Genomic DNA, 14,780 nt, shown 5'->3' with positions numbered 1-14,780 from the left:
CCCGAGAAAGAGAAGCCCATGCTGCTGCGCACCATCCTCTCGCGGCGAAGAGCCCCCGCAATCGCCACGGCGCTCACGCTGATGCTGTTCGCAGTCCCGGTCCAGGCTGTGGCAGCCGCCCAGATGCCGACCGACGCCCTGCCCGCGGCAGGTGCGGACCTTGCGCTCCCGACGCACGGCGATCCCGTCCAGCGTTTCTGCGACGCCGCTTCCACTCCGGGAGAGATGGCCTGCCTGGCCGTCAAGCGGACCGACGTGGCCCAGCACCGCAGCATGGCCCCCGACGACGTGCCGAACGGCTACGGCCCCACCGACCTCCACAGCGCCTACCACCTGCCCGCCGGCCGCCAGGGCAGCGGTCGCACCGTCGCCGTCGTCGACGCGTACGACAACCCCAAAGCCGAGTCCGACCTCGCGGTCTACCGGGCCCAGTACGGACTGCCCGCCTGCACCACCGACAACGGGTGCTTCCGCAAGGTCAACCAGGAGGGAGCAGCCAGCCCCTTGCCTCCCGTGGACTCAGGCTGGGCGGCCGAGATATCCCTCGACCTGGACATGGTCTCGGCCGTCTGTCCGGACTGCCGGATCCTCCTCGTGGAGGCCGACGCGCCCTATATGGACGGCCTGGGCACCGCCGTCGACACGGCGGTACGCATGGGAGCCGAGTACGTGTCCAACAGCTACGGCGGCAGCGAACCCAGCGCGGCCGATCTCCCGGTGACGGAGGCATACTTCGACCACCCGGGCGTGGCCATCACAGCAAGCTCCGGTGACAGCGGATACGGGGTGTCCTACCCTGCCTCGTCCGCATTGGTGACCGCGGTCGGCGGCACCTCCCTGTCTCGGGACAGCAGTGCCCGCGGCTGGACCGAGTCCGCGTGGACCGGTGCCGGATCCGGGTGCTCCGCTGTCAGCGTCAAGCCGGACTTCCAGCACGACCCCGGCTGCGGCCGACGCTCTGTCACGGACGTCTCGGCGGTCGCCGACCCGGCTACCGGCGTCGCGGTCTACAACTCGTTCCAGGAAGGCGGCTGGGCTGTCTACGGCGGCACCAGCGCCGCCTCGCCGATCGTCGCCGCGGTGTACGCGCTGGCGGGGCAGCCCGCCACGGGCAGCCGCCCCAACACCTACCCCGCCCTGAGCGGGCGCGGACTCAACGACGTGGTCGCGGGGAGCAACGGCACCTGTCCGACAGCGGCCGCCTACCTGTGCGCCGCCGGTGCGGGCTACGACGGCCCCACCGGCCTGGGCACCCCGGACGGCACGGCCGCGTTTACCGACCCCGGGCCGCACGGGACACTGACCGGCACGGTCAACGGGGCCGGGCACAAGCCCGTGGCCGGTGCCACCATCTCCGTCGCGGGCGCCTCGACGACCACCGACGCGCACGGCGGGTTCAATCTCACGCTTCCCGCCGGGAACTACACCGTTGACGTCACCGCCTACGGCTACACCGACGTGGCCCTCCGAGGCGTATCTCTCCGCGACGGCGCCACCGTGGACCGCACGGTTACGCTGAAGCAGGCACCTATGACCACGATCCACGGGACGGTGACCGACAGCTCAGGACACGGCTGGCCGCTCTCGGCCACCGTGCAGGTGGCTGGGCGCCCCGGTGCCCCCGTAAGGACAGACCCCGCAACCGGTAAGTACCAGCTGACCGTTCCCCAGAAAGCCGCCTACGAGCTCACGTTCAGCGCGGTCTACCCGGGCTACCGCCCGGAACAGCGCGCTGTCACCGTCGGCGCCTCCGGCACCCGTGCGGACATGGCGCTCCACGTGGACGCGGCGAGCTGCACAGCCCCCGGATACGCGACGCAGACCGACACCCTCGTCGACGAGTCCTTCAACGACAACTCCCTGCCCACCGGCTGGACAGGCGCGGACGCGAACCCCAACGGCGGGTGGCGCTTCGACAACCCTGGCGCACGGGGCAACAACACCGGTGGCAGCGGCCCGTTCGCCATCGTCGACAGCGACTACTACGGCGCCCCCAAGCGCCAGGACACCGTCCTGCAGACATCCGCGGTGAACCTCGCCGGCGACTCCGCCCCGGTGCTGACCTTCGGCAGCGACTTCTCCTGGTACGGATCGGACACGGCGGACGTGGACCTCAGCCTGGACGGGGGCTCGGCGTGGCAGACCGTCTGGCACCAGAAGGCCGACCACCGTTTCCGGAGTGAGCGGATTCCGCTGCCGACCGCCGCAGGCCACTCGGACGTGCTGGTGCGATTCCACTACACAGGTGCCTGGAGCGGTTTCTGGGCCGTCGACGATGTTCGGCTCAAGGCAACCCGGTGCACCGCCACCCCCGGCGGGCTCCTCGTCGGCCGGGTCACCGACCGGAACACCGGTGCGGGTGTGGGCTTCGCGACAGTTGGCGCAGGCTCGGCCACTTCCGCACCCACCAGCACCGACCTCAACGACACACCGGCCTCAGGCGCCTACTGGTTGTTCTCCCCGCAGACGGGAAAGCTCCCGGTGACCGCTGTCCGCGGCGGCTACGGCACCTCCCGTTCGACCGCGCGGGTGGCCGCCGACCAGGTGTCCCACGCCGATATCGCGCTCGGCGCGGGACACATCACCGTCGAGCCCGGCAGCATCTCCAGGACACTGCCCCAGGGCCACACCCGCTCCGTGGACCTGACGCTCCGCAATGACGGGCAGCAGCCCGCGACGGTCCGCCTCACCGAGGACCTCGGCTCGTCCGGCGCGGCCTCGGCCGCCGGAACTCCGCTGCGCACGGTGACCGGCCACTTCCGGCCCGGTCCGACCGCAGTTGCACACGATCAGGCGACCGCACCGCCCGCAGCCGGCGCGAGCCCCGCACCGTCCGACTCGCCCGCCTCGGCCTGGTCGGCGGCCGCGGCTTACCCGACCCGGGTCATGGACAACCTCGCCGCGGCCCACAACGGGCGGGTGTACTCCGTCGGAGGCACGGACGGCACGGACATCCTGGCCACCGGCCAGGTCTACGACCCGGTTGCCGACGCGTGGTCCCCGATCTCCCCGATGCAGCACCGCCGCATGGGCGGCTACGGCGCCTTCATCGGCGATCGGCTCTACGTCGCCGGCGGCCTCGACCAGCTCGACGGACAGCCTCTGCCAGCCCTGGAGATCTACGACCCGAAGACCGACCACTGGTCCTCCGGTGCCCTGGCCCCCGACGGCTTCTCGGCTGCGGCCACGGCCGTGCTGGACGGCCGGATGTACACAGTCGGTGGCTGCACCTCCGACCTCTGCGGCCAGACCTCGGTCTCCTTCTACGACCCGGCAACCGACAGCTGGAGCCGCGTGGCCGACTACCCCGAGCCGACCTCCTACGCCGCCTGCGGCGGCCTCGCCGGCAAGGTCTACTGCACCGGCGGCACCACCGACGCGGGAGCGAGCAGCCACAAGACCTACGCCTACAACCCTGCCTCCGACACATGGTCCCCTGCCCCGGACCTGCCCCTGGACCTGTGGGGTGCGGGGTACAGCGTGGCCGACGGCCGACTGCTGGTCTCCGGCGGGGTCACCGGTCACAACTCCACTCTCACCAACCAGGGCTATGCCTTCGACCCGACTGCCCAGACCTGGACGGCCCTGCCCACCGCCCCGGAAACCAGCTACCGAGGCGGCAGTGCGTGCGGCTTCTACCGCATCGGCGGCGCGACGGGCGGATCCACGCTCTCCGCGCAGACCTCGGTTCTGCCCGGCTTCGACAGCTGCGGCACCACCGATGACATCGAGTGGCTCTCGGAGGACGCCACCCGCGTGGCCATCGCACCGGGCCGAACCGTCCACGTCAAGGTGACCCTCGACAGCGGCCGCACCGCCGGCCCAGGACGCCACACGGCGCGCCTGAACGTGGCCACGGACACCCCGTACGACGTCCCGCCGGTGGAGGTCACGCTGCACGTCCCAGGGCGGCACTGAGACCGCAGGTCCCCGGCACCCGGCCTGCCCTTCCCCGCCGGGATCCTGCCCGTCATTCCCCACGAATTCCGTGCGGCGGCCGATCATCGGCCGCCGCACGGGTCGGCATGCCCGCTCCACCGTTCCTACGCACACGCCACCCGTCCGATGCACGACGAAGGGGACCCGATGCACCTTCTCAGACCTCATCGGCGCCGACCTCGGGGGCACAGGCGTCTCCGGGCCTGGGCCGTGGCAGCCACCGTGGCCGTAGTCACTGCGCTGGTCCCCACCGGAGCCCTCGCGGCGCCGACGACAGCCGCCGCGGGGCCGGTTGCTCCGATAACCGAGCATTCGGCGCACCCGGTGCACCAGCTGTGCCCGGCCCCGACCAAGCCCGGGAAGATGACCTGTCTGGGCATCGCCCGTGACGACGTGCCCGGCCACATGGGCCGGATGACCGCGGACGCGGACCCGGCCGGCTACGGCCCGGCCGATCTGCGCAGCGCCTACACCCTGCCGAACGGGACGGCCGGCACCGGGCAGACCGTGGCGATCGTCGACGCCTACGACAACCCCGGAGCCGAAGCGGATCTCGCCGTCTACCGGGCGCAATACGGACTGCCCGCCTGCACCACGGCCAACGGCTGCTTCCGTAAGATCGACCAGCGTGGCGGCACCGCCTACCCGTCGCCGGACGCCGGCTGGGCGGGCGAGATCTCGCTCGACCTGGACATGGTCTCCGCGGTATGCCCCAACTGCCGGATCCTGCTGGTCGAGGCCGACGCTCCGTCGATGGAGGACCTCGGCGCGGCCGTCAACCAGGCGGTGTCCCTGGGCGCCAAGTACGTCTCCAACAGCTACGGCGGTGGCGAGGACCCTTCCCTCGACGAGACCGACGCCCAGTACTTCGACCACCCGGGCGTGGCCATCACGGCCAGCTCCGGCGACAACGGCTACGGGGTCTCCTACCCCGCCTCGTCGAAGTACGTGACCGCGGTCGGTGGCACCTCGCTGAACCGGGACTCCGGCGCCCGTGGCTGGAGTGAGCGGGCCTGGTCCGGCTCCGGCAGCGGCTGCTCCGCATACGCGCAGAAGCCCCCCGCACAGCAGGACAGCGGCTGCTCGCGGCGGATGGTCGCCGACGTCTCGGCCGTGGCCGATCCGCAGACCGGTCTGGCCGTCTACAACTCGTACCAGGCCGGAGGCTGGTCGGTCTACGGCGGCACCAGCGCCTCCGCCCCCATCATCGCCGGCGTCTACGCGCTGGCCAGCACTCCGGCCGCGGGCAGTCGGCCCAACGCCTACCCCTACGCCGCCGACTCCGGCCTCAACGACGTCACCGCGGGTGCCAACGGCAGCTGCTCCGACTCCTACTTGTGCACGGCCATAGCAGGCTACGACGGGCCCACCGGCCTGGGCGCCCCGCAGGGTGTCTCTGCCTTCGGCGCGATCGGTGACCACAGCCAGCTTTCCGGCGCGGTGACCGACCGGACCACCGGCGCGCCATTGGCCGGGGCGCGGATCACCGCCGGAGACGTCTCAGCGACCACCGACGCGCAGGGTCACTACACGCTGCTCGCCGACCCGGGGGAGTACGACGTGACCGCGGAGGCCTTCGGCTACGCCGACGCACCGGTCCACCTGACGCTGGACAAGGGCGGGATCCAAACCCGGGACTTCGCCCTCGCGCCGGTGCCCAGCGTCACAGTCACCGGCCGGGTGGCCGACGGCTCCGGCCACGGCTGGCCGCTCTACGCGGCGATCACCTCGCCGGACATCCCCGGCCGCACCATCCACACCGACCCGTACACCGGCGCCTACAGCGTGGAACTGCCGGTGCGCGACACCTACCGGCTGCACATCGCCGCTGTCTACCCGGGCTACTCGGCGGTGGACCAGACCCTCGAAGTGGGCACAGTGGACGTCGCCCACGACGTGGCGGTGCCGGTCGACGCGGTGGCCTGCAAGGTTCTCGGCTACGCCGAGCGCTTCGACGGCATCTCCGAGCCGTTCGACGGTGGCACCGCTCCGGCCAGGTGGAGCGTGCAGGACGCCGCCGGCAAGGGCCAGGTGTGGGCGTTCAACGACCCCACCGGCGGCGGTAATCACACCACGGGCAAGGGCGGCTTCGCCTCCGTGGACAGCATCCGGTGGCGCACCGACAGCCAGGACACCACGCTCGTCTCCCCGGCTGCCGACCTGACCAAGGCCGACAGCCCGCAGCTCAGCTTCAACACCCTTCTGCAGGCCGTATTCACCCCCGGAGCGAAGGCTGTGGTCGATGTCTCCGTCGACGGCGGGCAGAGTTGGCAGCAGGTGTGGGAGCGGCACAACTCCGGCGTCGCCGGTGGTCGGCAAACCGTGCAGTTGCCGCAGGCCGCGCACCAGGCGGACGTGCGGGTGCGCTTCCACTACACCGGCACCTCCAGCAACAGATGGCATCTGGACGACGTCAACATGGGGCAGCGGCTGTGCGGACCGCAACCCGGCGGCCTGGTCGTCGGCCAGGTCACCGACGCCAACACCAAGGCAGGACTGGTCGACATCAAGGTGTCTGATGCCGACCAGCCCGCCGTGAACGCCCTGAGCGTCGCCACCCCGACGGACGACGCGCTCGGCGACGGCCTGTACTGGCTGTTCTCCACCAAGGGCACGCACACCTTCGGCGCGGTCGCGACCCGTTACTCCGCCGCTTCGAAGACGGCGACCGTCGGCTCGAACGCGGTGCGAAAGGCCAACCTGGCACTGCCCGCGGGACGACTCTCGGTGAAGGCGGTGGGCCTCAGCCCGTCCGTCTCCATGGGAAGTTCGAAGACCGGCGCCCTGACCCTGACCAACACCGGAGGCGCGGCCACCACGGTCAATCTCAACGAGGACGGAAGCAAGTTCGGCCTGCTCGCCCGCCAGGGCGCCGAGTTGCAGCACCGCACCACCGACACCACTCCGCACGCCCTGGTCGGCACGAAGGTCCATGGCCCGGCCCCGATGGCTCCGGCCGCCGTCGACGGTTCGTGGTCGTTCATGCCGATGAACCCGTCCGGGATCATGGATCAGGCAGCGTCCACCCACGACGGCAAGCTCTACTCTGTCGGGGGTCTGATGGCGAACGGCATGAGCGAACTCAGCCTGACCGGCCGACTCGACGTCTTCGACGCGGCGAATGGCGGCTGGAGGAGCCTCAAGGTCATGCCCAGGGCACGTGAGAAGCCCGCGGGCGCCTTCCTCGGCGACAAGCTGTACGTGGCCGGCGGCTGGCTCAGCGGCGGTACCCGCTCGACCGACCTGGACATCTACGACCCGAAGACCGACGCATGGTCGGCTGGCGCCCCGATGCCCAAAGCCCTGGTGGCCTCCTCAGCTGCCGCACTCGACGGCAAGATGTACCTGATCGGCGGTTGCGAGGACAGCTGCGGCACCACCGACGTGTGGGTGTACAACCCCGACCTGGACCGCTGGAGCAAGGCCGCGAGCTACCCGCAGCCCACTGCTTGGGCGTCCTGCGGCGCGATCTCCGGCAAGCTGTACTGCGCGGGCGGTACCACGGACGAGCAGAGCACCAAGAAGGCCTATGCCTACGACCCGGTCCGCAACACTTGGACTGCACTCGCGGACATGCCCGAGGACCTGTGGGCCTCGGCGTACACCACGGCCAACGGCATGCTGCTGGTCTCCGGCGGCACGGGTCTGAACGGGGCGTACGTCAGCAACGGGGGCTACGCCTACGACCCGGTGGCCGGGGAGTGGACGTCGATGCCGAACACCTACCTCCCGCGCTACCGCGGGGCCGGCGCCTGTGGCATGTATGCCCTGGGCGGGACAATGGGCGGCTTCGAGCCCTCCGTCTACAGTGAGCGGCTCCTCGGCTTCGACAGCTGTGACGGTACCGATGTCTCCTGGCTGTCGCTGACCGAGCGCAAGGTGACCCTGCAGCCGGGCGAGTCGACCACGGTCTCGGTCACCCTGGACGCCTCCGCGGCCTCAATCGCCCAGCCGGGCGCCTATACCGGCTCGGTGGAGATCGGCACCGACACCCCCTACGGCTACGCGCCCGTGGGCGTGACCATGAACGTCACCCCGCCGAACTCCTGGGGGAAGATTACCGGCACGGTGTACGGGGCCGACTGCGACGGGAAACCTGCGGCCCTGACCGGCGCCACCGTGCAAGTCGACGCCTGGGCCGCGAACTACACCCTGCGGACCGACAGAGACGGCCACTATGCCCTGTGGCTGGACCGGCGCAACAACCCGCTGTCGCTGCTGCTGGCCGCGGACGACTGGCAGCCCCAGACCCGCACGGTGAAGGTGGTCGCAGGTGCCACGGTCCACGCCGACTTCACCCTGAAGTCGGGTATCTGCACCGGTCGGCTGGAGCGCTGAGCCGGACGTTGTACGACCGCGGGCCCGACGCTTCGCGCATCGGGCCCGCGGCCGTACCACCCTGGGGACCTGACTTCACGGCGATTGAGGTCGCCAAATCCCTGACCAGCAGAAACCGGATCGAGCGTGGCCGTGGAGTAGTGCGTTTTGCGATCTTGCAGGCCCTGGTAATGCGTGAGTCCGCGGTTTGAGGAAAGCGGTCCCGCGGCCCCGCCTGCTGGGCCCGCGGAAGCTTCGACGAAGTCCCTGGGGGTCCCGGTGCACCGGGACCCCCAGGGACTTCTCACGGACTTTCAAGTCTGTCCCGGGGACTTCCTAGGGACTTTCCGCCGCCTAAGAGTCGTAAAAGGATCATGAGTGGGCCTTCTTGAGGCGGCGCCAGCAGATCAGGTTGCAGGCCAACGAGACGAAGGCGTCGTGGAGTTCGGGGCGTCGTTCCCTGCGCACGGCAAGGCGCTTGAACTGGTGGAGCAGGGCGAAGGTCTGCTCCACGACGTAGCGGACTTTGCCGAGGCCCTTGATGTTCGGGGCGCCCTTGCGGGAGATCACGGGCATGATCCGGCACTTGCGTAGTCCGCGCCGGACGGCCTTGGCCGTCGAGCAGGGCGAGGGTCCGGGTGATGTCGTTGACGTTCGCCGCGGTGGTGATGACGTGGAGCGGGGTGCCGCGTCCGTCGCAGATGAGGTGGTGCTTGCTGCCTAATTTCCGCCGGTCGACCGGCGACGGACCGGTCGCGGCTCCCCCTTTTTTCGCGCGGATGTGGGAGCCATCCACGCACGCGCGGGACCAGTCGAGTTCGCCGGCAGCGTTCAGTTTCGCGAGCAGTATCTGGTGCAACTGATGGAAGACCCCGGCCTGTTGCCAGCGATCCAGGCGCCGCCAGCAGGTCTGTCCGGAGCCGAACCCCAGCTCCAGGGGCAGAAGTTGCCAGGCGATGTCCTGGTGCAGGACGTACAGGATGCCCTGCAGGCACATCCGGTCGTCCACCGGTTTCGGCCCCGGCGACCGCTCGGGCCAGGGTGGCAGCAGCGGTTCGATCAATGCCCACAAGTCGTCGTCCACGATCCACGGCCGAGTCGTCACACTCACCCGAACGATCAGATCGTCAGACGAGCCGCGCGCCGGTATCGACAACGTCACCATCGCGGTGCCAACCGACGACGAGGTCACGCCTCCTGCCCCCGGCTAGTGGCTCTGCTCATAAGGTTGGCCGGATAATGCTGCCCGGTAGGTAGTCAGCAGACTGTCTCCAGGACCTGATCTTGGATGTGGGTCGTGGAGCGCCGACCGAGTGTTCTTCCGACTGGTCAGCATGACCAAGGCTTGGATCACCAGGAGTAGCCGCTGCCGCCTCTTGCGTGAGAGCGCCCTGGCGGCGTCCGTCTTCCACTTCGGGGAGCTGCGGATCGGGGAAGAGTCAAGGACCTCCCGTGGGAGGCAGGGCACCCAGTCCGGCTAGGCGCCCGCCGGGCTCTCATCCGTTCCCTGCGGCCACGTACAGGGGGTAGGCGAAGAGGTCGTGGCAGCGCAGAGTGCGCCCGCCGACGTTGACGATCTTGTTCTCCGAGACCGACCGCACCCGGTACAGCGCCGTGACCGTGCGCATGTCGCCCTTGACGCCGCCGTTGCGCACCAGGATGTTGACCGGCGTCGCGTAGTCGTCCCGCGACGTATATATCGGACCCGGCACTCGCTTCAGGCGCCGCGCAGCGTGTGGAGCAGGACGTTGAGCGCGGTCATCATCGAGTAGGCGCGCTCGGCGGGTTCGTCGTCCCAGTAGCCTTCGAGCAGATACACGAACATGCCCGTCGCCTCCTCGTCACGGACACCCGCCGCGTCGCGCGACGACGGGTTCTCCAAGGGGTTCGACACCCATACCGCGAGCTCGCGCAGTCCGCGCGGGGCACCGCCGCCGTCCAACGTGAAGACCACCTTTCGCGCCCGCATGGTCTCCAGCACGAACGTGGCCTGTCCTTCGTCTACGTCGTCCAGGGATGCCGGGCGTGTCGTGCGCAGCTCGCCCTTCTTCCGCAGATGGCGGGTCACGGACTCCGCCAGTTCGTGGTCGTTCGCGGCGCGTTCCGCCGCCCCCTGCTGGTGTTCGACCACAGGGCCGGTGAGGCCGAGGGCGACCCGCCACTGGCGGTTCTTGACCTTCGCGGCCGTCGCGCCGATCTGCTCGGCGTAACTCACCAGCCGGGGCCGGTCGATGTACAGGTAGTCCCGGAACACGGACGATCCCTCCTCGCAGGAGCAACAGGACGTCGCCCGGGCGCTCAGCCGAGGTCCCGGCCGGTAATCAGGTGGTCGCGCGCCTCTTTCAGCGCGCGTCTCTCGGTGCGCGGCAGGGACTTCCCCTCGCGCGAGGCCAGCCATGTCTGCAGGACGGCGATGGTCTGATCGCGCGCCTCAGGGTCCCTCGGCACACCGTCGGCCATCAGGACCGCCAGCACAGCCCGGCTCACTATGCTCCGGTCGCCGGAGAACTCGCCCCGGTCCATCGCGGCGAGCGCCGCCAGACCATGCTCGAGGGCCTTGCCCCGGTCGTCGTCATCGTCCCATTCATCGCCCGACCGCCACAGATCACGAAAGGCCAGAGCCGCGTTGAAGCGGGCCATCGCCCGCAGGTCTGCCTCCTCGTCCGGCAGTAGCGCCAGCGCGCTCTCCAGATGGCCGACAGCACGCCGCAGCACGGATCTGTCGACTCCGTCGTCACTCCGCGACAGCTTGGGGAGCGCCCCGCCGAGCTTCAGGTGCGCTCCGGCCGCGATGACGGGGAAACGGGCGGCGTCGACGTGCCGCAGGATCGCCTCGCTTTGCCGGATACCCTCTTCCCGGTCGTTCGCCGCGTCGGACGACTCGGACTGGCGCAGCGCGAAGAGGACTTCCCGGGCGGGCTCGATCTCGGCCGGGTCGTCGGAAAAGGCCTGGTCGGCGAGCGCCGCGATCTCGGCGATCATCGGGGAGCCCGACCAGTGGGACTCCGTCTCCCCCTTGGCCAGCTCTCTCGCCCGCAACAGGACAATCGTGTCTGTGCCGTTGGGTTCCACCTCGCCTTCCATCAGCATCAGGATCAGGTCGTCGAAGTCGGCAGGTCTCATCCGCGTCCTCCGGTTGGCGAGTTCGGTGGGGCATGGTGCACACGCACCATGCCCCACCGGCTGCGACGCCAACCCCGGCCCGTCAGAGCACCGGCGCGTCCACCCGCTCCACCTTCTGTGTGCCGCTGCAGGTGTGGTACGAGCGGGTCGGGGATCACGTCCAGCAAGCCGTAGCCGTGGGAGCCGTTGGACCTGCTGCCTGCCTCGGTCCAGCCCTCGCCCTCGGGCTGCTTGTCGAGATGGCCGTAGCGAGGACGGTCTCGTCGGAGCGAGCGCCCTCTCCGGGCACCTCGAAGAAGATCAGAGGTACGTCTCGCTGCACGTAGCACCTCCACCCGCAAGCCCGGCAGCGGTACGTCGCGTGGCCAGGCAGCTGCCGCGTCGATGGCCCGGTCGAGGTGGCCGATGGCCTCCCAGCCGGGGTCGTATGCGGGGCTCACCGCCGGGACGCGGATGTGCTCACGGATCGCATCCCCGCGGACACCGAGCTGGCGGACGGTGCGGTCCTCCCCAATACCGCCGGAGTGAAGGCCGACGACGCCACTCCCGAGGAAGCGGAGTCCGACGTCAAGGTGACGATCCCGCGCGTCGTGAAGCCGGTGGCGACCAAGACGTGGAAGGACGGCTCCGCGGTCGCCGGCAGCGGCGAGGAGTCCACGATCACCCTCGGGGTGCGCAACAACTCATCGTCCTCCACGGTGGTCGATGAGCTGTCGGTCTCCGACACGACCGCCGAGACCTTCGAGAACTACGACTTCGAGAGCGCCTCGGTCGCGAAGTTCCCGGCCGGCGCCGACCAGGCCCACCTGGTGATCACCATCGCGGGCGGGACCCAGGACGGGCCCACCATCACCGCCCCCGGCGAGCTACCGCTGACCGCGGGCGTCGCTCCCGGTGATGTCACCGGCTTCGAGGTCGTCTTCACCAACAGTGACGGAGACCCGCTTCCGTACGACGCCACGGGCGGCAGCGTGGACGTCAAGATGAAGCTGTGGCCGGATTGCCCGGATCCGGTGTGAGGATCTGTCGCCGGTTGGCCTGCATCAACCCTCTAACCTGTACAGATCGTCATGCAGTGTCAGGGCTTGAACCCCCAGGCATCTTTGATCTCGAGATCGTAATGCGTAGATCCGTGGTTTGAGCGGGGTAACGAGTGGCTGGGCTCCAAGACCCTCAATGGATTTTCTGCTGCTCCAGCCATTTGAAGACCTCGGCCCTCTTGTACAGGACCTTGGCGTTCCTGCCTCGGCCGAGCTTGTAGCCCCTCAAGCCCAGTTTTGATGCCTCCCTGTAGACCCAGCTCGTGGACATGCTGAGCATCGCGGCGACCTCGGAGGTGTCGATGAGGACTGGCTCGACGGGCGGGCGCCTGCGCGATCGGTTGATCTCGGTGTGGCGCTCGCTGGGGTGCGGCTGCGGTTCCATGGGCACGGAGGACTCCTTGAGGCTTGCCGGAGCTGATCGCTGCGGTGGGCCGCGTTCTGCTTTGGCCGGGTTTCGAAGATCCTTGGCACTCGCCCCGTGTCTCCGAAGGGTCACCGGTCGGGCCGTGGCCATGGTCTTGGGAATCGCCGACTTCGCCGAGCCGTGATTTGTTGCTAGATTGCCGCGCTGCATCGAGCCCCCCGTGATGCTTAGGAGGGCTTCCGTGTGGTCATGGACGGCCGTGGTGCTGTCAGCTCGTCGGGGTGATGGCGATCACGGATACCCGAGGGAGAGTGCTGCGTAGACTTTGGAAGTCGTCGCGATGGGGTCCGGGAGATCGAGCGGAACCCTCCCACTCCAACCTGATGGTGCGTCAGGAAAGTCAGCAAGTAGTCAGCATGAGTCCTGAAAAACCTGAGGAACGCTGCCCGAACATGCGACTCGTTGTACGATCAGGAAACAGCCCTTGACCTGCAAAAAAGCAGGCAGGGAGCCTACGTCCAGGAGCGTCTCGATGTTGCGTACGATATTCAAGTCCAAGATCCACCGGGCCACCGTGACCCAGGCCGATCTGCATTACGTCGGTTCGGTCACCGTCGACGCGGAGCTGATGGAAGCCGCCGACCTGCTGCCGGGCGAACTCGTCCACATCGTCGACATCGACAACGGCGCACGTCTGGAGACGTATGTCATCGAGGGCGAGCGCGGCTCGGGCGTCATCGGGATCAATGGGGCCGCGGCCCACCTGGTGCACCCCGGTGACCTGGTGATCCTCATCAGCTATGCCCAGGTCGAGGACGCTGAGGCCCGTGCGTTCAAGCCGAGCGTCGTTCATGTGGACGCCGGCAACCGGATCGTCGCTCTCGGTACCGACGCTTCAGCGCCGGTACCCGGCAGCGAGCAGGAACGCAGCCCGCACGCCGTGGCCGCGACCACGGGGGCCTGATCGCCCGCGGCGGCGGAGCCGCTCCCGGCCGGAACGGCCGCGGCGTGGGAGTCTGATTCCACGCCCAGAGGATCCGCTCCCGGTAGGGACGGCTCCGGCAGCACTCCGGCAGGACTGGATTCCGGCAGGAAGAGCCCCCACTATGACGACCATCCGTGACGACCGGCCCAACGGGCGGCTCGAGGCTCTCGACGACGGCCAGGTCATCGGACGCGTCCAGTACTTCGCACTGGACGCGGAGCCTGCCGCCCTGGTCGCGGTGCACACCGTCGTGGAGCCCGCCTACCAGGGCAGGGGCGTCGCGGGGGCGCTGGTGGAGGAGTTCTACGCGACCGCCGCACGCGAGGGTGTGCCCGTCGTGCCGCTCTGCCCGTACGCGGCCCGCTGGGCCGGGCGGCACGCCGAAGAGGCACCCGTCGCGCCGCCCGAACTGGTCACGAAGGCCAGGGAACAGCTCGCGGCGGACCCGCGGAGATGGTGAATCCACCCCCTCCGGCGTCGCGCTCATGCCTGTTGCCGCCCTCCGGCGCCCACCGCCGGCCTTCCCCGGGAGGAGCGCCACAGGCCGCTGCACGCCTCCTGTTGGCGGAAAGAGCCCGGGGACTCTTCGGGGCCGGTGACCGGAACGGGTATCCGTACGGGGTGGCCCGAGTCGTGCGCGGGGTACCGGCGCCGTTGTGATCGCGCAGGCCGGGCGTCCTCGGCCGATGCGGCAGAGCGTATGCATGGCGCCGCACCGGTGCCATCCGGCCCGCGTCTGAGCCTGCGGGCCGCCGGTAGGATTGATTCGACCCGGCAGGCGCGGGCAGGCGCAGCGGGAGACATTGGTCAGGACAAGCACCCGCACCAAGGGAGGTCCACTGTGACGCACCCGTACCCCGACCCCGTGCCCCCGACCCCGGGACCGGGCGGGCCGGATCCCGTACCCCCTGCACCCACCCCGCCACCGGGCCCCGGACCGCAGCCCGGTCCGCCCGCACCGGGGCCGCGTCCCACACCGCCGCCACTGCCCGACCCCATCCCGCAGCCG

The 14,780-nt window shown here is 69.6% G+C and carries 10 protein-coding genes and 1 pseudogene; 6 read left to right on the top strand and 5 right to left on the bottom strand.

The features are described 5' to 3' along the window. Positions 1–18: 18 nt before the first annotated feature. A complete protein-coding gene (locus tag OHS16_RS03090; RefSeq protein WP_328535589.1) occupies positions 19–3,918 on the top strand; it encodes a carboxypeptidase regulatory-like domain-containing protein in 3,900 nt (1,299 codons plus the stop codon). 243 nt (positions 3,919–4,161) lie between these two features. Beyond that, positions 4,162–8,277, top strand: coding sequence for a carboxypeptidase regulatory-like domain-containing protein (locus OHS16_RS03085; RefSeq protein ID WP_328535588.1), 4,116 nt, complete (start codon positions 4,162–4,164; stop codon positions 8,275–8,277). 351 nt (positions 8,278–8,628) lie between these two features. On the opposite strand, the pseudogene OHS16_RS03080 reads toward OHS16_RS03085, so the two are convergent. Continuing rightward, a pseudogene (locus tag OHS16_RS03080) lies at positions 8,629–9,340 on the bottom strand (IS5 family transposase). Between OHS16_RS03080 and OHS16_RS03075 the strand changes: the two are divergent. After that, positions 9,237–9,467 (top strand): hypothetical protein, encoded by a 231-nt coding sequence (locus OHS16_RS03075; RefSeq protein WP_328541059.1) that lies wholly within the window; start codon positions 9,237–9,239, stop codon positions 9,465–9,467. The pseudogene OHS16_RS03080 and the gene OHS16_RS03075 sit on opposite strands and share 104 nt — an antisense overlap. Before the next feature lie 285 nt (positions 9,468–9,752). On the opposite strand, the gene OHS16_RS03070 is transcribed toward OHS16_RS03075, so the two are convergent. From OHS16_RS03070 to OHS16_RS03060, 3 genes are read right to left on the bottom strand one after another with little or no spacing between them, the layout of a single operon-like run. Continuing rightward, entirely contained in the window at positions 9,753–9,968 is a 216-nt protein-coding gene (locus OHS16_RS03070) for a hypothetical protein (protein WP_328535587.1), read from the bottom strand. Positions 9,969–9,973: 5 nt separating this feature from the next. Continuing rightward, a complete protein-coding gene (locus tag OHS16_RS03065; RefSeq protein ID WP_328535586.1) occupies positions 9,974–10,510 on the bottom strand; it encodes a hypothetical protein in 537 nt (178 codons plus the stop codon). A gap of 44 nt (positions 10,511–10,554) precedes the next feature. Continuing rightward, a complete protein-coding gene (locus OHS16_RS03060) occupies positions 10,555–11,379 on the bottom strand; it encodes a hypothetical protein (RefSeq protein ID WP_328535585.1) in 825 nt (274 codons plus the stop codon). Between the two features lie 455 nt (positions 11,380–11,834). Here OHS16_RS03060 and OHS16_RS03055 point away from each other — a divergent pair, with 455 nt between their 5' ends. Beyond that, a complete protein-coding gene (locus tag OHS16_RS03055; protein WP_328535584.1) occupies positions 11,835–12,398 on the top strand; it encodes a hypothetical protein in 564 nt (187 codons plus the stop codon). 154 nt (positions 12,399–12,552) lie between these two features. Here the strand turns inward: OHS16_RS03055 and OHS16_RS03050 are convergent, their stop codons facing one another. After that, positions 12,553–12,804 carry a helix-turn-helix domain-containing protein gene (locus OHS16_RS03050; protein ID WP_328540694.1) on the bottom strand — a complete coding sequence of 84 codons (252 nt, stop codon included), beginning with the start codon at positions 12,802–12,804 and terminating at the stop codon, positions 12,553–12,555. Between the two features lie 514 nt (positions 12,805–13,318). Between OHS16_RS03050 and panD the strand changes: the two genes are divergently transcribed. Together panD and OHS16_RS32060 are read left to right on the top strand one after the other, a co-directional pair. Continuing rightward, positions 13,319–13,750 (top strand): aspartate 1-decarboxylase, encoded by a 432-nt coding sequence (gene panD, locus OHS16_RS03045; RefSeq protein WP_328535583.1) that lies wholly within the window; start codon positions 13,319–13,321, stop codon positions 13,748–13,750. 118 nt (positions 13,751–13,868) lie between these two features. Beyond that, positions 13,869–14,231, top strand: coding sequence for a GNAT family N-acetyltransferase (locus tag OHS16_RS32060; protein WP_443042737.1), 363 nt, complete (start codon positions 13,869–13,871; stop codon positions 14,229–14,231). The last annotated feature ends 549 nt before the right edge of the window (positions 14,232–14,780 follow it).

It is taken from the genome of Streptomyces sp. NBC_00344, from assembly GCF_036088315.1.
GTDB lineage: Bacteria > Actinomycetota > Actinomycetes > Streptomycetales > Streptomycetaceae > Streptomyces.
Note: the sequence above shows the minus strand (reverse complement) of the source record. Positions and strands in the feature narration are given on the sequence as shown.